The organism is uncultured Halorubrum sp. (assembly GCF_937146585.1).
GTDB lineage: Archaea > Halobacteriota > Halobacteria > Halobacteriales > Haloferacaceae > Halorubrum > Halorubrum miltondacostae.
Window position 1 is genome coordinate 1 of sequence record NZ_CAKZRO010000061.1, and the last position, 18,701, is coordinate 18,701.

Annotated in this window: 20 protein-coding genes; 6 read left to right on the forward strand and 14 right to left on the reverse strand. The window is 71.1% G+C overall.

Going from position 1 to position 18,701, the window contains the following annotated elements:
- Positions 1-456 precede the first annotated feature (456 nt).
- The gene (locus Q0116_RS05590; RefSeq protein ID WP_308214393.1) at positions 457-1,128 is read left to right on the forward strand and encodes a hypothetical protein; all 672 of its coding nucleotides are present in this window, start codon (positions 457-459) and stop codon (positions 1,126-1,128) included.
- Between the two features lie 23 nt (positions 1,129-1,151).
- Here Q0116_RS05590 and Q0116_RS05595 read toward each other — a convergent pair whose 3' ends face one another.
- Complete coding sequence (locus Q0116_RS05595; protein WP_271970172.1) at positions 1,152-1,454, reverse strand: hypothetical protein; 303 nt, start codon at positions 1,452-1,454, stop codon at positions 1,152-1,154.
- 137 nt (positions 1,455-1,591) lie between these two features.
- On the opposite strand from Q0116_RS05595, the gene Q0116_RS05600 reads away from it, so the two are divergent.
- The gene (locus Q0116_RS05600) at positions 1,592-2,479 is read left to right on the forward strand and encodes a DMT family transporter (RefSeq protein ID WP_297886314.1); all 888 of its coding nucleotides are present in this window, start codon (positions 1,592-1,594) and stop codon (positions 2,477-2,479) included.
- Between the two features lie 60 nt (positions 2,480-2,539).
- Complete coding sequence (locus tag Q0116_RS05605; protein ID WP_297886316.1) at positions 2,540-4,117, forward strand: HAMP domain-containing sensor histidine kinase; 1,578 nt, start codon at positions 2,540-2,542, stop codon at positions 4,115-4,117.
- A 38-nt stretch (positions 4,118-4,155) separates the two neighbouring features.
- Here Q0116_RS05605 and Q0116_RS05610 read toward each other — a convergent pair whose 3' ends face one another.
- A complete protein-coding gene (locus Q0116_RS05610; RefSeq protein WP_297886318.1) occupies positions 4,156-4,656 on the reverse strand; it encodes an SRPBCC family protein in 501 nt (166 codons plus the stop codon).
- 89 nt (positions 4,657-4,745) lie between these two features.
- On the opposite strand from Q0116_RS05610, the gene Q0116_RS05615 reads away from it, so the two are divergent.
- Positions 4,746-5,672, forward strand: coding sequence for a DNA-3-methyladenine glycosylase (locus tag Q0116_RS05615; RefSeq protein WP_297886320.1), 927 nt, complete (start codon positions 4,746-4,748; stop codon positions 5,670-5,672).
- Between the two features lie 68 nt (positions 5,673-5,740).
- On the forward strand, positions 5,741-6,127 hold the full coding sequence (locus tag Q0116_RS05620; RefSeq protein ID WP_297886321.1) for a DUF555 domain-containing protein: 387 nt from the start codon (positions 5,741-5,743) through the stop codon (positions 6,125-6,127).
- Positions 6,128-6,256: 129 nt separating this feature from the next.
- On the opposite strand, the gene Q0116_RS05625 is transcribed toward Q0116_RS05620, so the two are convergent.
- The 9 genes from Q0116_RS05625 to Q0116_RS05665 all read right to left on the reverse strand — a co-directional run bounded on the left by Q0116_RS05625 (position 6,257) and on the right by Q0116_RS05665 (position 13,500).
- A complete protein-coding gene (locus tag Q0116_RS05625) occupies positions 6,257-6,490 on the reverse strand; it encodes a UPF0058 family protein (protein ID WP_004598519.1) in 234 nt (77 codons plus the stop codon).
- Between the two features lie 245 nt (positions 6,491-6,735).
- Positions 6,736-6,915 carry a hypothetical protein gene (locus tag Q0116_RS05630; protein WP_297886331.1) on the reverse strand — a complete coding sequence of 60 codons (180 nt, stop codon included), beginning with the start codon at positions 6,913-6,915 and terminating at the stop codon, positions 6,736-6,738.
- Between the two features lie 90 nt (positions 6,916-7,005).
- Complete coding sequence (locus Q0116_RS05635) at positions 7,006-8,013, reverse strand: transcription initiation factor IIB family protein (protein ID WP_297886333.1); 1,008 nt, start codon at positions 8,011-8,013, stop codon at positions 7,006-7,008.
- Positions 8,014-8,365: 352 nt separating this feature from the next.
- On the reverse strand, positions 8,366-9,187 hold the full coding sequence (locus Q0116_RS05640) for a fumarylacetoacetate hydrolase family protein (RefSeq protein ID WP_297886335.1): 822 nt from the start codon (positions 9,185-9,187) through the stop codon (positions 8,366-8,368).
- 27 nt (positions 9,188-9,214) lie between these two features.
- The gene (locus Q0116_RS05645; RefSeq protein WP_297886337.1) at positions 9,215-9,562 is read right to left on the reverse strand and encodes a cupin domain-containing protein; all 348 of its coding nucleotides are present in this window, start codon (positions 9,560-9,562) and stop codon (positions 9,215-9,217) included.
- Positions 9,559-10,347: an SDR family oxidoreductase gene (locus tag Q0116_RS05650; RefSeq protein ID WP_297886338.1), complete on the reverse strand. Its 789-nt coding sequence runs from the start codon at positions 10,345-10,347 to the stop codon at positions 9,559-9,561. The genes Q0116_RS05645 and Q0116_RS05650 overlap by 4 nt, the downstream gene beginning before the upstream one ends.
- 104 nt (positions 10,348-10,451) lie before the next feature.
- Positions 10,452-11,750 (reverse strand): DUF362 domain-containing protein, encoded by a 1,299-nt coding sequence (locus Q0116_RS05655; RefSeq protein WP_297886340.1) that lies wholly within the window; start codon positions 11,748-11,750, stop codon positions 10,452-10,454.
- A 46-nt stretch (positions 11,751-11,796) separates the two neighbouring features.
- The gene (locus tag Q0116_RS05660) at positions 11,797-13,107 is read right to left on the reverse strand and encodes a M20 family metallo-hydrolase (protein WP_297886341.1); all 1,311 of its coding nucleotides are present in this window, start codon (positions 13,105-13,107) and stop codon (positions 11,797-11,799) included.
- A gap of 60 nt (positions 13,108-13,167) precedes the next feature.
- On the reverse strand, positions 13,168-13,500 hold the full coding sequence (locus Q0116_RS05665) for a hypothetical protein (protein ID WP_297886343.1): 333 nt from the start codon (positions 13,498-13,500) through the stop codon (positions 13,168-13,170).
- Between the two features lie 95 nt (positions 13,501-13,595).
- Here Q0116_RS05665 and Q0116_RS05670 point away from each other — a divergent pair, with 95 nt between their 5' ends.
- Entirely contained in the window at positions 13,596-13,808 is a 213-nt protein-coding gene (locus tag Q0116_RS05670) for a PLDc N-terminal domain-containing protein (RefSeq protein ID WP_297886345.1), read from the forward strand.
- 55 nt (positions 13,809-13,863) lie between these two features.
- Here the strand turns inward: Q0116_RS05670 and Q0116_RS05675 are convergent, their stop codons facing one another.
- The 3 genes from Q0116_RS05675 to malA form a co-directional block, all read right to left on the reverse strand.
- On the reverse strand, positions 13,864-14,892 hold the full coding sequence (locus Q0116_RS05675; RefSeq protein WP_297886346.1) for a sodium:calcium antiporter: 1,029 nt from the start codon (positions 14,890-14,892) through the stop codon (positions 13,864-13,866).
- Positions 14,893-14,896: 4 nt separating this feature from the next.
- Positions 14,897-16,387 (reverse strand): 4-alpha-glucanotransferase, encoded by a 1,491-nt coding sequence (malQ, locus tag Q0116_RS05680; protein WP_297886348.1) that lies wholly within the window; start codon positions 16,385-16,387, stop codon positions 14,897-14,899.
- A 118-nt stretch (positions 16,388-16,505) separates the two neighbouring features.
- Positions 16,506-18,599, reverse strand: coding sequence for an alpha-amylase MalA (malA, locus tag Q0116_RS05685; RefSeq protein WP_297886350.1), 2,094 nt, complete (start codon positions 18,597-18,599; stop codon positions 16,506-16,508).
- Between the last annotated feature and the right edge of the window lie 102 nt (positions 18,600-18,701).

Genomic DNA, 18,701 nt, shown 5'->3' on the forward strand with positions numbered 1-18,701 from the left:
GTCCGTGGGCTTTTTTCATGTATAGCGAGCGGCCGCGCCACCCACGCGCGACCGCGAGAACAATCGACACGCACAGACGCGCGTCTGTCACGAACTCAACACGCACAGACGCACGTCCGTCACGAACGGGAGTAATCCGAGAGCCCGTCGACCGTATCTAGCGTCAAACGGTGAGAATCAGGACGATAAGAACCGGGTCGCTGCTCCTCTCGCAGAGACTCATATCAGTACTAATAGTTTCATGCGTAAGTTTATCACTTTTCTCGCTGAAGCCAAGGTGTAATGGGGGAGTCGAACAACACGGTGCGACTGTACTGTGGCGATCGCCCGTCGGTTCACGACGGGGGACCCGCAGACCGCGTCGTGTCCGTGTTGTTCGATACTGACGTCGAGGCGTGGCGGAGCGCGTGGGGGCGAACGGCGGCCGGGCCGCCGACCCGCGAGGCGGTCGTGGACGTGAACGACATCGTTCGGAGCGGAGCGACCGCGTCGACCCAGGTGATGCCGAACAGCGGCCTCGCGCACACGGTACTCGGCCGGGCGACGGAGTGCGAGCGGGTGTTCGACGCCGTCGCCGAGCACGTCGACGGTGCGCCGCCGGGGACGGTCGACGTGTTCGTCGACGACCTCGCGGCGGTGGCCGCGCGGAACGGCGTCGACTCGGCGGTCGCGTTCGCGGAGCGCCTCGTCGAACGCTTCCGGGGCCGCGCGAGCCGGATCACGATCGGGTGTTCTTTCGAGGGACCTGCGGAGCTGCTCTCGCGGGTTGTGGCCGACGTGGACGCCGTCGTCGGCGTCGACCCGAGCGCGGCGAGCGCGGTCGAGCGGTTGTCTCGCGACGACCCCACGACATTCGGGTACGTCCGTCGCCACTGGGCCGAAGCCAAGCGCGGGATCGAGGCGTGCGACCGAAACTACCCGCAGTCGAAGCAGGTCCACGCTGCGCTGACGGACCCGGAAACGACGCCGCGGACGCTGGGGGCGACGCTGTCGGGGCTCGTCACTCTCGGCGCGTTAGAGACGTGGGGGGACACCGTCGGATCGACCAGGTACGACCTCACCGCCTATCGGCCAGAGCGGACGTGGGCCGTGGGCGTGGCGCTCGTGGCGGGAGTCCCGGACGAATAGTGCGAAGCGTTCGTCGGCCCCCCTCAACCGTCGGGGTCGGCTCGATCGTCGGATCCCGCGATCGGCGTGAGGTCGGTCTCGACGACCGTTCCGTCCGGCTCAAGCGTGACGCTCCCGAGCGCGGCGGTCTCGCCGGTGTCGTACCGAGCGGCGACCGCCTCCAGCGTCGGGCGTTGTTCGAGCCGCTCCCACACGGCGTCCGCGACGAGCGACTGGAACGTTTCCGGGTCGGTCCATCCGGAGTCGATGTCGGAGGGGACGCCGACGACGACGCGGAGCTCCGCCTCCGTCACTCGAATCCCGACGCCGAACGTGTCCGCACACATGCCACCACGTTCGAATCGGGGGGTGAAATCACCGTCGGCGTCGTCCGTGGTTCGGCGTCGAGGGGGACCCGCTCCCGGTCGAGTCGCCGGCTCTCGAAACCGGTAAGCACGGGCCACTCGAACGGTCGCGACGTCCGATGAGTTCGAAGCCCCCGGTGTCACCGAAGGCGGGACTGGCAGCGGCGGTCGTCGCCGTCAGCGCCGGTGCGATCCTCGTCCGGTTGAGCGACGCGCCGAGCTCGGTCGCCGCGTTCTACCGGGTGCTGTTCACGACGCTGCCGCTGGCCGCGATCGGTGCGTGGCGGTACCGCGGAGAGTTCGCGCGGATCCGCGCTCGCGACCTCGTCTTCGCGGTGCTCTCCGGGGTGGCGCTCGCGGTCCACTTCGCCGCGTGGTTCGAAAGCCTCCGGTGGACGAGCGTCGCCGCGAGCGTGACGCTCGTTCAGGCGCAGCCGGTGTTCGTCGCGGCCGGCGCGTGGCTGCTGCTCCGCGAGCGCGTCACGCGTCGGATGGCCGGGGGCATCGCGGTCGCCGTCGCCGGGATGGCATCGATGTCGCTCGGCGACTTCCTCGGGGGCGTCGCGATCGGCCCCCGGCCGCTGTACGGCAACGCCCTGGCGCTGACGGGCGCCGTCTCGGCCGCGGGATACGTGTTGGCCGGACGGTCGCTCCGGCAGCGCATCTCGCTGATCCCCTACGTCACCGTCGTGTACGGCGTCTGCGTGTTCGTGTTGCTCGGCTTCGTCCTCGCCGCCGGGCATCCCCTGACCGGCTATCCGGCCAGGGAGTGGCTCCTCTTCGTCGGGCTCGCCGTCGGCCCCGGGCTGCTCGGTCACACGGTGCTCAACTGGGCGCTCGCGCACCTCGAATCGAGCGTCGTCTCCGTCTCGCTGCTCGGCGAGCCGGTCGGTGCGACGCTGCTCGCGTTCGCGTTACTGTCCGAGGCGCCGACGCCGGCGACGGTCGTCGGCGGGTGCGTCGTCCTCGGTGGTATCTACGTCACGGCGACCGCCGACGGGGCGTAGCGTTTTCAACGCCGATATTTTGGGGTAAACGTTGAAACCCTCTGCCCGGCTGAATATGGTATGGACCGGCGAACGGTCGTCGCGTTTGTGGGCGATAACGCGCGCGCCAGCGAACGCGTCACCCGCGCGGTCGACGCCGCTTGGACGGGCCCCGACGGACCGGCGGTCGGAGCGTTCGTCCCGGACGACTTGGACGGAGAACGCGACGGCGGGGACCCGCTGAACGGCACTTGCGGCGTCGTCGTCACCGCCGCGGCGGCGGCCGACGACGCGGTGACGAAGCGGCTCGCGGCGCTGCCGTCGAACGTTCCGGTGATCGCGCTCGTCGAGGACGCGACGACCGAGACGATCCGCCCGCTCCTGGCGGCCGGCGTCGACGACGTGATCGCCGTCGACGACTGGACGGAGTCCCCCGACGAGAGCGACGCCGTCCAACCGCTCGCGGATCGCCTCGCGGAGCTGTTCGAGCCAGATCGCGTCCAAATGGGGAGCGACGACGTCGGTCGGCTCTCCGAGGTGTTGCTCGACGCCGGAACGACGCTGATGAGCACGCGCACCGACGAGGTCGGCACGAAGATCGAGTGGACGATGGAGAACGTCGGCGAACACGCCGAACTCGATCGGATCGTCTGCTACCGGGAGGACGACGGGCAGTTCGTGCCCGCCTACAGTTGGTGCCCCGACGGGTTCGACCCCGTGCCGAGACGGTTCGACGACTTTCCCGACCCGGAGCAGCTGTCGACGTTCGGCAACGTCGCGCGCGGGGCGGCTCCGCCGGGCGGTCTCGACGACGGGAGTGCCGACGCGCCTGCGGCCGGACCGCCGGCGACCGTTCACGTACCGCTCGTCGTCGACTGGGAGCTGAGCGGGATCGTCGCGTTCGAGTCCGACGACCACCGCACTTGGACGGACGAGGAGGTCGACCTGTACCGTACCCTCGGCGACTTGGTCGCGCACACGATCGCGCGGAACGACCGTCGCGCGGCGCTCCGCCGGCAGGCGGAACAGCTCGAACAGTTCAGCGCGGTCGTCTCCCACGACCTCAGGAACCCGCTGAACGTGCTCTCGGGATACCTGTCGCTCTCCGAGGACGAGCTAATGCCGTCGCGGTACGAGGCGATGAGCGGCGCGGTCGACCGCATGGAGACGCTGATCGACGACCTGCTCATGCTCGCGCGGCGCGGCGAGGCGATCGGCGAGACGGAGTCCGTCCCGATCGAAACCGTCGCGGAAGACGCGTGGGGGTCCGTCCGCTCGCCGCACGCGAACCTCACCATCGCGGACGAGGTCGGACGAGTCGAGGCCGACCCCGGACGGCTCCGGCAGGCGTTAGAGAACCTCTTCCGGAACGCGATCGATCACGGCGGTCGGGACGTGGCGATAGAGGTCGGCCCGCTCACCACGGAGGACGGGCGCCGCGGGATGTACGTCGCGGACGATGGCCCGGGAATACCGGTCGAACTCGCCGATTCGGTCTTCGACTCGGGCGTGTCGTCGGCCGACAGCTCGGGGATCGGGCTGGCGATCGTCGACCGGATCGTGGAGGCCCACGAGTGGGAAATCGAGGCTCGCAACGACGACGGCGCCGTCTTCGAACTCACGTTCGGCGCGAGCGCGAAGCGAGTCGCGTCCGCGTAGGAAGTCGGTCCGCGCCCGCAACTGGCTCCGCGACGCGGTCAGGCTTCGGAGAACCGGTCGACGGTGCGCCGGTGGCGGTCGCGGAACATTCCCTCGAACCCGATCTTCGCCGCGGGACCGGCGAGGTCGCCGAGCGGTCCGAGCGGCAGTCGGTACGCGACCGTGTCGACGAGCAGGGTCTCGTCGCCGTCGGCGTAGAACGCGTGGGTGTGTTCCCAGCGCCGGAACGGGCCGCCTTCCATCTCGTCGACGAACCGCGCGGAGCGCTCGGGCGTCGTCGTCCCCTCGGGGTCGCGCTCGACGATCCGCGACGTCCACCGCTGTCGCGGCCCCGCCCCGAACGGGCGCATCGACATCTCTATCTCCGAACCGGCGACGAGGACCTCGGGGTCAGGCGAGCCGTCGGGCCCCGTGACGCCGTCGATGCGGAGCCGCATCCAGTCCGGCGTGAGTTCTCGCAGTCCGTCGACCGTGGAGTGAAACGCCCACACGTCTTCGATCGGGGCCGGCACCCGAGTCGTCCGCCTGTACGTCGGCATACCTCAGGTAGGAGTCGGGCGGACAAAAAGCCGTCCAAGCCGGTTCGGGACCGAAACCCCGATGCCCGCGCGCGCCGTGGATGATGACGATGGAACGCGGGGCGATCGACGTCGGCGATCTGGCTGGACCGTTCGACCTTCAGGCCACCCTCGAGAGCGGGCAGAGCTACCTCTGGAACCGCGCCGACGGGGAGACGTACGCCGATCTCCACGCTCACGGCGGGGACGCGTGGTACGAGACCGTCGTCGGTCCGATCCCCGGGGTGACCGACGAGCGCGTCGCCGTCCGGGTCCGACAGGAGGGCGGCGTCCACGACGGCACGCTCCACTGGGAGGCGTCGACGGACGCCGAACCGCTGTTGACGCACCTGCTCCGGCTGGACGACGACCTCGACGCGATCTTGGACGCGACGCCGGACCTCCCGCTCCTGGAGCGAGCGTACGACGCCTACGAGGGAATGCGACTGACGCGCGATCCGGTGTTCCCCTGTCTCGTCTCGTTCATCTGCTCCGCGCAGATGCGGGTCGCGCGGATCCACGGGATGCAGCGCCGACTCCGGGAGACGTACGGCGACGCGGTCCGGCTCGGCGGGGAGACGTACCGGGCGTTCCCGACGCCCGAACAGCTGGCCGCGCGCACGGAGGACGAGCTCCGCGACCTCTCCTTGGGCTACCGCGCGCCGTACGTCCAGCGCACCGCGGAGATGGTCGCGAGCGGCGAGGCCGACCCGCTCGAGGCGGCCGACCTCCCGTACGAGGAGGCCCGGGAGTCGCTCACGCGGTTCGTCGGCGTCGGCGACAAGGTCGCCGACTGCGTGCTGCTGTTCTCGCTAGGGTTCCTCGAGGCCGTGCCGCTGGACACCTGGATCCGCACGACCGTCGAGGAGTACTACCCCGACTGCGACCGCGGGAGCTACGCCGCGACCTCCCGCGCGATCCGGGAGCAGTTCGGCGGCGAGTTCGCCGGCTACGCGCAGACGTACGTGTTCTACCACCTGCGCGCCGGGGGCGAGTGACCGTCGGGACGCCGCGAGTCGGCCCCGGCCGAACTTTGATACTCGCTCGTGCGAAACGTTCGCACGTGATGGACTGTCGAGTCGTCGTCGAGGCCGCGGTCCCGGTGTACGACGTGGAGACCGCCGACGAGGCGGTCCGGATCGCGATCTCGAAGACCGGCGAGATGCTCAACCCGGACCTCAACTACGTCGAGATCGACACCGGAACGCGGACGTCGCCGAGCGGCGAGCAGCTCGACCCGGCGTTCGTCGCGGCCGACGAGGCGCTCGTCGCCTTGGAGCTCCGGATGGACGTGTTCAACGTCGACCGGGGCGAACACGCCAGCCGCGTCGCGCGCAAGGAGATCGGCAAGCGGCTCCAGAACATCCCGCTGAAGGTGCTCTCCGTCACCGAGATCGATCCAGCCGAGAGCGACCGCGCCGGGGACGACTCCGCGCCGAGAAGCGACGAGTAGCGAGGCCGTTCTGCCCGGGCCGCGGACCGCATCGAGCGCTACCGCTGGAGGTATGCCGGCGACCGGAGGACGGCAGCGGCGCTATCGGCGTTCGGTGTGGTCGGCGAGGAGCGACGCGAGATAGACGTCTCAGTCGGCCGTCGGGGCCAGCGGCTCCGACTCGGACGACTCCATCGGCTCGGTGATTCCCTCGGTCAGCTTGAAAACGGCCGCTTTGTGGTCGGTCTTCGACTTGTGAATCGATGTCGGTTTGACGCCCAGTTCCTCGTAGGCTTCGAGATCAACGTCGTCGTCCCAGAACTCGCACTGTTTTCGTACCTCCGCGAGGAGACCGTGAAGATGGATGAGCTCCTGCTTCTTCATGAGTACCAACCCTTTGCTACCGGAGGTTTATATTATTATCTTGAGTAACGTTACCACACTGTCCGCGTATTTCGCGAGTAGCGGGACCGAGAAGTCGTTTCTCGATAGATCGTTCGGGATGGTTTCCCCGCGCCGACGGCTACGCGGAGACCGACCACCGTGGGCGATAGCCCTCTCTCCGCGGTCAGCGAACTCGGGCGAAAAGTGCCGTCCGGCGGAACGGTGGCCGCGGCGCTTCCCCGCCGTCACTGGAACTGCTTGACCGCCTCGAGGTCGCGTTCCGTTCGCATGAACTCGGTCAGGCGTCGCGTCGCGTGACACGCCGGGCAGCTGAAGTTCGACCGCAGGTCCTGTAGGTCGGCGGGGTTGTCCTGCCACTCCTTGCCGCACTCCGGACAGACGAGTCTGACGAACGCGTCAACCATGTCACTCTGTACAGCCGGCCCCGTTAAAAACGTAGGTGGCGATCGGAGGCGGCCGGGGAAGCGATTCCGACTCCGATCGATGCCGTCGCGTCAGGCGCTCACGGACGCGCTCGCGTCGAGCAGCTCCTTGTACCGGTTCCGGATGGTGACCTCCGAGACGTCGGCGACGCCGGAGACCTCGCTCTGGGTCACCTTCTCGTTGGAGAGCAGCGCCGCGGCGTAGACGGCGGCGGCCGCGAGTCCCACCGGAGACTTGCCGCTCGTGATCCCCTCGCTCGCGGCGTCGTCGAGCAGTTCGCGGGCGCGACGTTCGGTCTCCTCGGAGAGGTCGAGCCGGGAGGCGAACCGCGGGACGTAGCTCGTCGGGTCGGCGGGCTGGACGCGCAGTCCGAGCTCGCGGATGACGTAGCGGTACGTCCGGGTCAGCTCCATCTTCTCGACGCGGGACACCGCGGTGAACTCGTCGAGGCTCCGGGGGTTCCCGACCTGCCGGGCGGCGGCGTACAGCGAGGCCGTCGCGACGCCCTCGATGGAGCGTCCCGGCAGGAGGTTCTCGCTCAGCGCGCGGCGGTAGATGACGGAGGCGGTCTCGCGGACGTTGTCCGGGAGGCCGAGCGCGCTGGCCATGCGGTCGATCTCGCCGAGCGCCTGCTTCAGGTTGCGCTCCTTGGAGTCGCGGGTGCGGAACCGCTCGTTCCACGTCCGGAGTCGCTGCATGCGGCGCCGCTGTCGGCCGGACAACGACTTGCCGTAGGCGTCTTTGTCCTGCCAGCCGATGTTCGTCGAGAGCCCCTTGTCGTGCATCATGTTCGTCGTCGGGGCTCCGACCCGCGACTTGCTGTCGCGCTCGCCCGAGTTGAACGCGCGCCACTCCGGCCCGCGGTCGACGGAGTCCTCCTCGACGACGAGCCCGCAGTCCTCACAGACGGTCTCGCCGTGCTCCGTGTCGGTCGCGAGCCGCCCGTCGCACTCGGGGCAGGTCGTGGACCGCTCGGTCTCCGTGCGGGAGGACTCCTCGCTCGTCGACTCCTCCTCGTCCCGGCTCTGTACTCGCTCTCGTTCCGTCTCTGCGCCGCTGTAGGTGCGTGTCTCTGTCATTGGCTTCCCCCGACGACTCTCGACGAAAAATACGAGGCCGGCGTCGTCAGTTATTAACGTATAGTAATCGACGCAGAGATATAAATGTATCGCTTTTCACGGATGAATCGACACACGAAAAAGCCGCGAGACCCGTCAGAACTGCTCTGACGGCGGTCAGGGCGAATTTCGGTGCCCCTCGTCACGAGAGTGATTTCGCTCGTCGAGGATATATATACCTTTCTTCCGCGGAGCCGATACCGGGAGAAGCGGTGTTACGCGGGCTCGGAGTCACCGAGCAAGGGCAGCGAGGCGACCGGCGATGCGAGCACGCGGCCGTGGTCGTCCCCAGACCGCCGACGGAGCGGCGACGCTACCGAGTCACGGGGGCGCTGACCGACCCGATCGACTCCACCGTCGCGCGCACCTCGTCGCCCGGTTCTATCGCCGCCGCGCCGGGCGTCCCGGTGCTGAACAGGTCGCCGGGCGCGAGCGTCGCCACTTCCGAGTGGAACGACACGACCTCGGCGGGCGAGAACAGCATGTTCCGCACCTCGTTCGCGGCCGCGACCTCGCCGTTCACCCGCGTCGTCACCGTCGCGTCCGCGAGGTCGGCCGACCCGTCGGGGACGGCGATCGCCGGGCCGACGACGAGGAACGTGTCGTAGCTCTTCGCCCGCGTGAGGAACCGCGGGTTCCGGCGGAGCACGTCCTCGGCGGTCATGTCGATCACCGGGAGGTACCCCGCGACGACGTCGCCCACCTCCTCGACCGCGACGGACCGACACTCGCGACCCATCACGACGGCCAGCTCCGCCTCCGCGGTCACCCGCTCGCTCTGCTCGATCGGCGGGAGCCGGATCGGGCCGCCGGGACCGGTGAGCGCCGACGCCGGCTTCATGAAGCTCGCCGGCTCCTCGGGGCGCCGCTCGTCGAGGTCGCCGGCGTGGTCGGCGTAGTTGAGCCCGATCCCCCACAGCTTGCCGAACCGCTCCAGCGGCGGCCCGAAGACGAGGTCTGCCCCCGGGACGCGGTCGGCCGGAGCGTCGTCGACTTCCGGGAGATCCCCCGCGGCGGCCGCGCCGAGCGCGTCGCGCACCGTCGACGCCTCGGGAAGCGCGGCCCCCAGCGGGACGAACCCGTCGTCGTCGCCGAGCAGCGGGCGCCCCGTCGCCGTGCGCGCGAGGTACTTCATCCGGTGAGTCCTCCGGTCACGCTCCGATCACTCCTCGCGGTCGGTCCAGAAGTCGAACGAGCGCCCGGGCGCGAACACGTCGAGCCCGACCGCCCGCTCGTCGCCGGTGTTCTCGACGCGGTGCGGCTCGCTCGCCTCCAGGAGGACGGAGTCGTTCGGCCCTAGCGTCACCTCGTCCTCGTCGGTGACGACGGTCAGCTCCCCCTCGAGGCAGAGGCACACCTGCTCGTTCTCGTGGTCGTGGAGCGGCGAGGAGTGGCCCGGCGGCTTCTCGAACCACTCGAACGAGAAGCGGTCGCTGCCCGCCATCGACACGCGCCGCCACCCCTCCTCGGGCTCGTACGTCTCCGCCTCGTCGAACGCGACCGCCCTCATAGGTTCGACCCGGTCGCGCCGCCGTCGATCGGCAGCGCGGTGCCGTTGATGAACCCGGACTTCGGCGAGGAGAGGAACGCCACGGTGTCGCCGAGCTCCATCGGGTCGCCGATACGTTCGAGGGGGTTGCCGGCCCACTCCGCGAGCCCCTCCTCGTAGGAGTCGTACTCGCCGCGGTCGACGGCGTCGTTCACGAGCTCTCGGATCCGGGAGGTCTCGTGCGGCCCGGGCAACACGGCGTTCGCCCGGATCTCCGGCGCGAACTCCTTCGAGAGCGTCTTCTCTAACCCGATGACGCTCATCCGGACCGAGTTGGACAACACGAGGCTGTCGAGCGCCTCCTTCACGCTCCGCGAGGTGATGTTCACGATGGTGCCGCCGTCGCCCTCGCGCAGGTGCGGCTCGGCCTCCCGCGCGAGGCGGACGACGCTCATCACGAGCAGCTCGTACGCCGCCGCCCAGTCCTCGTCGTCCGTCTCGAGGAACGCGCCCGACGGCGGGCCGCCGGCGCTCGTGACGAGGTGATCGAGGCCGCCGAACTCGTCGACCGTCGTCTCGACGAGCGCCGTGACGTCGTCCGGCTCGGTGAGGTCGCCGGGCTGGGCGACGACCTCCCCCGCCGCGACCGCCTCGACCTCGGCCTTCGCCTCGACCAGTCGGTCCTCGTCGCGGCCGTTGATCACGACGTCGACGCCCTCCCGGGCGAGCGCCTTCGCCGATGCCTTCCCGAGCCCGCTCGACGACGCCGTGACGAGCGCCGCGTTCCCCGCTATCTCGAGGTCCATGTGCCCAGCGTACACGGTTCGGACCGAAAACGTTTCCCTGGAGGCAAGGGGCCTCGCCCTCCCGTCCTCGCTCTCCGCGACGCGCGCGACGGCCGCCCGGTCGGTCAGGCCTCGTCGAACGTCGCCGTCCCGTCGTCGAAGTCGAGCGTCCCGCGCCCGACGACCGTCGCGTCCGCGGGGAGGTCGGAGAGGACCGCCGCCGACGCCCACAGGTCGTCGAGCTCCTGCGTGTTCCGGATCCAGAGGATCCGGGCCCCGTCGGGGTCGTCGGCCCCGAGCGCGGCGAGCGCGGTCCGGAGCGCGAACTCGTCGTCGGGGGCGACGACCGGGAGCTTCCCCTTCGCGAGCGACCCGCTCGTGAGGACGTTCGCGTACGTCTTCGTCGCGTCCAGCTGTTCGACCGCCGCGGCTCGGGTGAGGTCTGCGAGCCCGATCCCCGTGCCGTTCCCGTTCGTCGCGTCCGTGAGCCCGCGGACGTAGATCAGCTTCACCTCGGGCGTCTCCGGATCCGGCGCGTTCAGCACCCGGTAGCGCCCGACGACGTTCGTGTCCATCCCGGCGCCGGAGATCTCCTTGCCGATCTCGTCGACGACGAGCAGGTCGACGTCGTCGACCGGGAGCGTCGGCATCTCCGCGTTCGCCCGCTCCAACAGCGCCGGCTCCCGGTCGAGGAACGCGCCGCCGGGGACGCCCTCGACGGCGCAGAGCCGCTCGTCGGCGTTCTCGACGAGCGCGACCCCGCCCGCCAGCCCCGCGGCCTCCGCGACGGGGTCCAACGCCGCGGTGAGCGCCTCGACGTACCCCTCGGCTACCGCCGTCGAGTGGAACGCCTTGGCGCCCCGCTGTTTCCCCAGTCCCACGACGGCCATCTTCGTCAGCCCGCTCTCTATCGGTCCGGTGAAATTGGTGTGAGCCTTCACGCGGTTGACGACGACCGTCGCGTCCGCCTCCAGCGCCGCCTCCGCCACGTGGACCGTCAGACCGCCGTCGCCGACCGCGACGGTGTCCACCGGGTTCGTCGCCATCCGGGCGTCGATCGGCGCGCCGACGCGCTCCGCCGTGACGCCGAGCTCGGCGAGCACGTCCAGCTGGCCCGCCGGCGTCGCGCCCCCGTGGCTCCCCATCGCCGGCACGACCACCGGGTCGAAGCCGCGGTCGTCGAGCCCCGCCACGACGGCCGCGACGACCGCGTCGTACGCGTGGATCCCGCGCGACCCAGCCCCGACGGCGACGGTCGCCCCCGGGGCCAGCCGGTCGAGGTCGAGCCGGTCCAGTTCGTCGCGCGCGACCGCCGCCGGGTCGTCGAGCGCGTCGCTCGCGGGCTCCCGGTGGACCCGCGCGAACTCCGGCGTCGGGCGGGGGTCGATCAGCCCGTCGAGGGCCTCGCGGTCCGGAAACTCCATGCCGGGCGGGAGGCGCGCCCGCTACAAATACGTGCGGCCCGGAGCGTCACTCGTCGACCGCGACGCGCGCGAGCGCCCCCGCCAGCACCTCGGCCGCGGCCGCGCAGTCGTCCCAGTCGGTCCACTCCCGGGGGTTGTGCGAGATCCCGTCACGCGACGGAGCGAAAAGCAGCGACGCGTCGGTGACACCTGCGACCCGCATCGCGTCGTGGGCCGCGCCGGAGTGGAGGTCGATCGCCTCGCGCCCGGCCGCGTCGGCCGCGTCGTGCGCCGCCTCTCGGAGGCGCTCGCTCATCGGCGTCGGCGCGACGTCGAACGGGCGCTCGAACGCCGTCTCGACGCCCCGCTCGCGCTCCAGCCGCGCGAGCGAGTCGCGCGCGGCCTCGACGATCGCCTCCATCGACGCGGCCTTGACGTCGCGGACGTCGACCGCGGCCTCGACCCGGCCGGGGACCACGTTCGTCGCGTTCGGATCGACCGACAGCGACCCGACGGTGCCCACCGCCGAGGGCGACGAGGTCGCCACGACGTCGTTCGCCGCGGCCTCGACGTCCAACACGAACTCGCTCGCGGCAGCGAGCGCGTCGGTCCGCCCGTCCATCGGGGTCGCGCCCGCGTGGTTCGCCTCGCCCGCGATCGTCGCCTCGCAGTGGGTGATCCCGGTGATCGTCGTCACGACGCCGGCCGCCGCCCCCGCCTCCTCCAGCGTCGTGTCCTGCTCGATGTGGAGCTCGTAGAACGCCGCCCACGACGCGGGGTCGAGCGTCGTCGGTTCGCCGGCCTCGTCGGTCGGCGCGGCGGCGTCGACCGCTCTCCCCCCGCGGTAGCCGATCCGGTCGAGCGCCTCGCCGAGCGTCTCGCCGTCCGCGTCCGTCAGCGCGAGCGCCTCGTCGAGCGCCAGCTCCCCGGTCGCGACCGACGACCCCAACAGCCCGTTGCCGAAGGTGCCGCCCTCCTCCTCGGTGAAGCTGACGACGCCGACCGGTCGGTCCGGCTCGACGCCCGCATCGCGCATCGCGCGGACTCCCTCCAGCGCGGCGTACACCCCGAGCGGACCGTCGAAGATCCCGCCTTCCGGGACGCTGTCGAGGTGACTGCCCGAGACGACCGGGGCCGCCTCCGGGTCGGCGCTCGGCGGGGTCCACGTCCCGAGGACGTTCCCCACGGCGTCGACGGCGACGTCGAGGCCGGCGTCTCGGAGCCGATCGACCAGCCGGTCCCTGGCACGGCGGTTCGCCTCGCTTCCGGGTTGATTCGTTCGCGCGTGCGCGTCCGGGTCGCCCGTCTCGACGCGGCCGAACGCCGCGTTCGCCTCGATGTCCGCGCGGAGCCGGTCCGCGTCCGCTGGGAGCGTCATACCTGAACCGGGCGCTCTGCGATCAAAACGGTTCGGGCTCCGGCGGTCGCGTCGGTCCCGTCACTCGCCGCGTCGCGCGAGCCAGTAGCCCGCCGATCCCAGCCCGAGCCCGGCCCCGAACGCGCGGCTCGCCGTCTTCCCGTTCATCGATCGCCCCGCGGCGACGCCGAGCGCCGCCCACGCCAACGCGATCACGAGGCTTCGACCGGGGCCGCCGCGGAACCGCCGACAGTCCGCGGTCGCCCGCGCGTGCCGGTAGAGGTAGCCGACCGCGAACCCGGTCGCGAACGGTTTCGCCGGAACTCCCCCGCTGCCGGTCCGCGACAGCGCGAGCAGTCCGAGGCCCCAACAGCACTCGATCGCGGCACCTACCGCCCGCACGACGCCGGCCATGCGTCGCGTTCGCATTCGCCACGAATAGCCGTTTCGCCGGGGGCGCGCTCCGATCCCGAAGACACTTTGCGTGCGGCTTCGTGGTGCCAGTCGACATGTCCCCGTTGCTCCTCCAAGGCGCGGCGGCCGGTATCGCCCTCCTGATCAGCCTCGGCTTCCTCGTCGTCCACCTCGCGATGATCGCGTGGACGTACTCGGACGCCCAGAGCCGCAGCGAGCACCCACCGATCCTGTGGGCGCTCGTCGTGTTCTTCGCGCCGCTGCTCGGGATCCTACTGTACCTCATCATCGGCCGCGACTCCTACTGAACTCCCGTCTCGCGCGCCGTCGTCACGAACCTTCGGGGCCGAACTGAGGAATCGGTCACACGCCCCTGAGGACGCTCGTCGCCCCGACGCTCTCGGCGACGACCCACGCGACGAACAGCCCGTAGGCCGCAAGCAGCGCGTACGACTCGCGCGCGTCGAGCGCGAGGCTCGTCCGGAGCGTCACGAAGAGGAGGACGGTCGCGCCCGTCAACACCCCGAGCATCGGCACCGCCGTCGAGAAGTTGACGGCGACCTCGCCGACGATCAGCACCCCGAGCGGGATGGCGACGAGCAGGTCGAAGGTGTTCGACCCCAGCACGTTCCCGAGGCTCGTCGCGGCGCGGTCCTCGCGCGCCGTCCGCACGCTCACGAGGGTGTCCGGCAGGCTCGTCGCGGCCGCCACGACGGTGACGCCGGCGAGGAACTCGGGGACCCCGAAGGTGACGCCGAGCGACTCCACCGACGCCACGAGCCGCTCGACGGTGACGACGATGACCGCCAGCCCGCCCCCGAGCTTCGCCCACTCCCGGCGGACGTCGACCCCGCCGCGCACGCGGTCGATCCGCGCGTCGCCGACGTCCTGGTACTGGATGAAGAGGTAGAGGCCGTACAGCGCGAGCGGGATCACCGCGAGCGAGCGCGGCATCGTCCCGACGATCGGGTCCGTCGACACCGGGAAGTAGATGACCGCGAGCGCGAACGTCACGACCAGCGCGGAGACGGCGAGCATGTAGAACTGCGCCTCCTTGTACACGATCGCGCGACTGGCCTCGAGGTCCTCGTCGCTCCCGAGCCCGGACGCCGCGGGGATCACGAGGACGTTGAAGATGGCCGACCCGACGAGCGCCCCCACGCCCATGTCGAAGACGCCCGTGACGGCGGTGACGAGGACGCTCACGAGCTCCGGGAAGCTCGACCCGACCGCGACGACCACCGACCCCTGAACCACCGCCGGGAGCCCGTAGTACCCCGACAGCGTCTCGGCGGCCTCCTCCAGCCAGCCGCTCCCGATCCAGATGAAGGCCGTCGCCGCGGCGATCACGAGGACGTGGACGAGCGGCGTGTCGGGGAGGGCGCCCGTCACGGCGCTAGCGTACGTGTTTCCCGGCCAACTCCCACAGCCGGTCCGCGATCCCGTCGTCGAGGTCGTCGCGGGCGACGCGCCACTCCCAGTTGCCGTCCAGCGTCCCGGGCTCGTTGAACCGCGACTCGCTGCCGAGCCCGAGCAGGTCCTGGACCGTCGTCACCGCGAGGATCGCGTCCGACCCCCACACCTCGTCGATGATCGCCCACTCCGGCGGCTCGTCGGGGTCGCTCCCGACGTTGTACCGGAAGCAGTCGCGCTGTTCGGCGGGGAGGTCGTCGAAGTAGCCGACCCAGGTGTCGGTGTCGTGCGTGGAGGTGTAGCCGACGACGCCCTCGCCGTAGTGCATCGGCTGGTACTCGTTCCCCTCCGCGCACCAGTCGGCGTACTGCGGGACGCGCATCCCCGGGAAGCCGAACTCGGCCATCAGCTCGTCCATCGCCGGCTCCTCGAAGCCGAGGTCCTCGGCGATGAACGGGGCCTCGCCCAGCCCGCGCTCGACCGCTTCGAACAGCTCGCGCCCGGGGCCGTCCCGCCACTCGCCGTCCGCGGGGTCGTCGCTGTCGGCGGGGATCGCCCAGTACTTCACGAAGCCGAGGAAGTGGTCGAGCCGCGCCACGTCCGCGAGGTCGAACAGCCGGCGGAACCGGTCGAGCCACCAGTCGTACCCCGACTCGGCGAGCCGCTCCCAGTCGTACAGCGGGTTCCCCCACCGCTGCCCGTCGTCGCCCGCGTTCGGCGGCACGCCCGCGACCGCGGTCGGGCGGTTCCCCTCGTCGAGCCGGAACGCCTCCGGGCTCGCCCACACGTCCGCGGAGTCGAGCGCGACGTAGATCGGCACGTCACCGACGATGGACACCCCCTCGTCGGCCGCGACCGCACGCAGGTCGCGCCACTGGCGGTCGAACGTCCACTGGACGAACGCGCGGAACCGGATCTCCGCCGCGTGCTCCTCGCGCGCCTCGGCGAGCGCGTCCGGGTCCCGCGTCCGCAGCGGCGCGGGCCACTCCGTCCACACGTCCTCCGGCCGGGCGTCCGAGAGCGCCCGGAACAGCGCGTAGTCGCCGAGCCACGGCTCGCGCTCGCGGAACGCGTCGAGCGCCGCGCGGTCCTCCTCGGTCGCCCGCTCCTCGAAGCGCTCGAAGGCGGTCCGCAACAGCGGGAGCTTGTACTCCCGCACCGCGCCGTAGTCGACGCGGTCGGTCGGGAACTCGGGGACCGGACGCAGGTCCGCCTCGTCGAGCCAGCCGTCGTCGACGAGCCCCTCGGGGTCGATGAACAGCGGATTGCCGGCGAACGCGGACGGCGACTGGTACGGCGACTCCCCGGCCACGGAGAGCGTCGGCCCGATCGGACAGATCTGCCAGTGGTCGACGTCGGCGTCGCCGAGGAACGAGAGGAACTCGCGCGCGCCCTCGCCGAGGTCGCCGATCCCGTACGCCCCCGGCAGCGAGGTGACGTGGCAGAAGACGGCGTCGGAGCGGTCGAATCGCATACGCCTCCCTGCGCCCCCCACCGACTTCAAACGTTGCGTACGTCCCGACCGCGTTCGGGCGTATCGAGGCGGGCCGAATCCCGGCTACGGGACCCACCGATCGGGCCCGAGAGGTCGGCTACTCCCCCGCGACCGGCACCACCGCAACCTCGTCGACGCGGATCCGCTCGGTCCCGTCGGCGTCCTCGACGACGCACCGCTCGCCGGAGACTAGGTCGCGCTCGCCGTGGTCGGCCTCGACCGCGACGCTCGCCTCCGCCGGCGCGAAGTTGAGGACGACGACGAGCGCCTCGTCGCCGTCGCGCCGCCGGAACGCCACCACGTCGTCGGGGTGGACGTCGCCGCTGGCGACGATCGGCCGCTCCGAGAGGTCGCCGCTCGCGACGTGGTAGTCGACCCGGGAGACGTCGCCGGCCGGCCCGAGCGCCGGGTGGTCCCGCCGGGTCGCGAGGAGGTCCTCGTAGCGGTCGCGGACGTCTTCGCGGGCGTGGTCCCACGCGATCGCGTCCCGGCGGCCGCGCTGGCCGATCTCCTGGCCGGCGTATACCATCGGCACGCCCGGCAGGGTCATGATCGCCGCGCCCGCGGCGGCCGCGGCGGCGTCGCCGCACTCGACGCGATAGCGCGTCTCGTCGTGGTTCTCGATGTACTGGAGGAACTCGGCGTGGTCCGGGAACCCGATCTCCGCGCGCTGGTCGATCGCGTCGAGGACGCTCGCCGCCGGCTCCGCGCCGCGACCGACCTGCCGGAGCTGGAAGTACAGCGTCGCGTCGAAGTGGACGTCGAACATCCCCTCGTGGAAGCCGGGGATGTACGGGATCGTCTCGTCCATCAGGAGGAACTCCCGGTCGATGTCCTTCACGCGGTCGCGAAGCTCGCGCCAGAACGAGTCCGGGACCGCCCACGCCATGTCGCAGCGGAACCCGTCGACCAGCGGCGCCCACTCGTCGACCACGTCGAGCAGGAACCGCCGCACGTCGAGGTTCGCGTGGTTCAGGTTCGCGATGAGCTCCCAGTCGAAGTAGGTGCCCGGCTCGCCCGACTCCTGCCACTCGTAGCGGTCGCGGTACGGCGAGTCGGGGTTCCGGTAGGCGTCGCGGAACCACTCGTGGTCGCGCGCGGTGTGGTTGGCGACGAAGTCGAACAGCACGCGCATCCCGTGGTCGTGAGCGGTCTCGACCAGCGCCTCGAAGTCGGCGCGGTCGCCGAGGTCGTCGGCGGTGTCGAAGAACTCGACGATGTTGTAGCCGTGCGGCTTCCCGTCGTGGCCGAGCACCGGCGTGAGCCACAGCGTGTCGACGCCGAGCTCCGCGATCCGGGGGATCCGCTCCGCGATCGCGTCGAACGCCGCACCCTCGTCGGCGTCCGCGAAGGTCCGGACGAATATCTCGTAGACGGAGGCGTCCCGCGTCCACGCCGGCGGATCGTTGAGCCGCACCGTCTCGAAGTCGGGCGCGCCCGGCGTCAGCGCGGCCTCGCCGCCGGCGTCGTTGGCCGCGGACTGCCCGCGCACGACGGCGGCCGCGTCGGCGACGCTCACGCGCGGGTCGCCGTCCGGGTCGTGCGCGACCGCGACGGCGTGAACGCGGAGGCGCTCCGGCACCGCGTCGAGCGGCACGCGGAGCTCGCCGCCGTCGTCGCTCACGCGCAGCGCGTCCCGCGGGTTGGTTCGCCCCGTCTCGACGGCGGTCGCGACGTCGCGGTCGTCGACGACGAACGTCACCGAGAGGTCGTCGGCGTCGAGCGCGGACTCCGGGTTCGGCGTCGCGACCGCGGTGAACACCGCCGCCCCGGCGCTCTCGCTCTCCGAATCGGCTCCCTCCTCGTAGGCGACGCTCGCGTCCAGTTCGACCCGCGGCCGCCCCACGCCCTCGTGCCGCTCTCGCGCGGCGTAGTCGATCGGTCCGTCGTCCGCGTCGCGGTCGCGTATCGCGGTTCCGCTCCCGCCGGAGACGTCGACGCCCTCGTAGCTCGCGGGGAACGCGCGGACCGTGAGCAGGTGGTCGCCGTCGGGGGCGTCGAGCCCGAGGAGGTAGCGGCCCGGTACGTCGGGCGTGAACTCGGTCACGGACTCGTCGCCGACGGTCGCCTCGCTGCCGGGCGGGGCGTCGGCGACGCGCCAGGCGTAGGTCGCGTCCGGGTTCGGGTCTCGCGGCGCCAGTTCCGTCCGCTCGCCGGTCGCGAGGAAGCGCGGGGGTCCGGGGTGGTGCATGTGACGCCCATCGACGCCCGGGGCCTTCGGTGTTGCTCTTGTTTCGGTGAGATCTGCCCCGCGCGGCGTCCGTTCGGACACCGGCCGCGGTCGTCAAGGCTT

Bases quoted from the DNA above. Each gene is read 5' to 3' on its own strand.
- Q0116_RS05625 (WP_004598519.1), bottom strand. From the start codon at position 6,490: ATGAAGAAGCAGGAGCTCATCCATCTTCACGGTCTCCTCGCGGAGGTA.
- Q0116_RS05605 (WP_297886316.1), top strand. From the start codon at position 2,540: ATGGACCGGCGAACGGTCGTCGCGTTTGTGGGCGATAACGCGCGCGCC.
- Q0116_RS05630 (WP_297886331.1), bottom strand. From the start codon at position 6,915: ATGGTTGACGCGTTCGTCAGACTCGTCTGTCCGGAGTGCGGCAAGGAG.
- Q0116_RS05615 (WP_297886320.1), top strand. From the start codon at position 4,746: ATGGAACGCGGGGCGATCGACGTCGGCGATCTGGCTGGACCGTTCGAC.
- Q0116_RS05650 (WP_297886338.1), bottom strand. From the start codon at position 10,347: ATGGACCTCGAGATAGCGGGGAACGCGGCGCTCGTCACGGCGTCGTCG.
- Q0116_RS05600 (WP_297886314.1), top strand. From the start codon at position 1,592: ATGAGTTCGAAGCCCCCGGTGTCACCGAAGGCGGGACTGGCAGCGGCG.
- malQ (WP_297886348.1), bottom strand. From the start codon at position 16,387: ATGCGATTCGACCGCTCCGACGCCGTCTTCTGCCACGTCACCTCGCTG.
- Q0116_RS05635 (WP_297886333.1), bottom strand. From the start codon at position 8,013: ATGACAGAGACACGCACCTACAGCGGCGCAGAGACGGAACGAGAGCGA.
- Q0116_RS05620 (WP_297886321.1), top strand. From the start codon at position 5,741: ATGGACTGTCGAGTCGTCGTCGAGGCCGCGGTCCCGGTGTACGACGTG.
- Q0116_RS05610 (WP_297886318.1), bottom strand. From the start codon at position 4,656: ATGCCGACGTACAGGCGGACGACTCGGGTGCCGGCCCCGATCGAAGAC.
- malA (WP_297886350.1), bottom strand. From the start codon at position 18,599: ATGCACCACCCCGGACCCCCGCGCTTCCTCGCGACCGGCGAGCGGACG.
- Q0116_RS05670 (WP_297886345.1), top strand. From the start codon at position 13,596: ATGTCCCCGTTGCTCCTCCAAGGCGCGGCGGCCGGTATCGCCCTCCTG.
- Q0116_RS05665 (WP_297886343.1), bottom strand. From the start codon at position 13,500: ATGGCCGGCGTCGTGCGGGCGGTAGGTGCCGCGATCGAGTGCTGTTGG.
- Q0116_RS05645 (WP_297886337.1), bottom strand. From the start codon at position 9,562: ATGAGGGCGGTCGCGTTCGACGAGGCGGAGACGTACGAGCCCGAGGAG.
- Q0116_RS05660 (WP_297886341.1), bottom strand. From the start codon at position 13,107: ATGACGCTCCCAGCGGACGCGGACCGGCTCCGCGCGGACATCGAGGCG.
- Q0116_RS05655 (WP_297886340.1), bottom strand. From the start codon at position 11,750: ATGGAGTTTCCGGACCGCGAGGCCCTCGACGGGCTGATCGACCCCCGC.
- Q0116_RS05640 (WP_297886335.1), bottom strand. From the start codon at position 9,187: ATGAAGTACCTCGCGCGCACGGCGACGGGGCGCCCGCTGCTCGGCGAC.
- Q0116_RS05595 (WP_271970172.1), bottom strand. From the start codon at position 1,454: ATGTGTGCGGACACGTTCGGCGTCGGGATTCGAGTGACGGAGGCGGAG.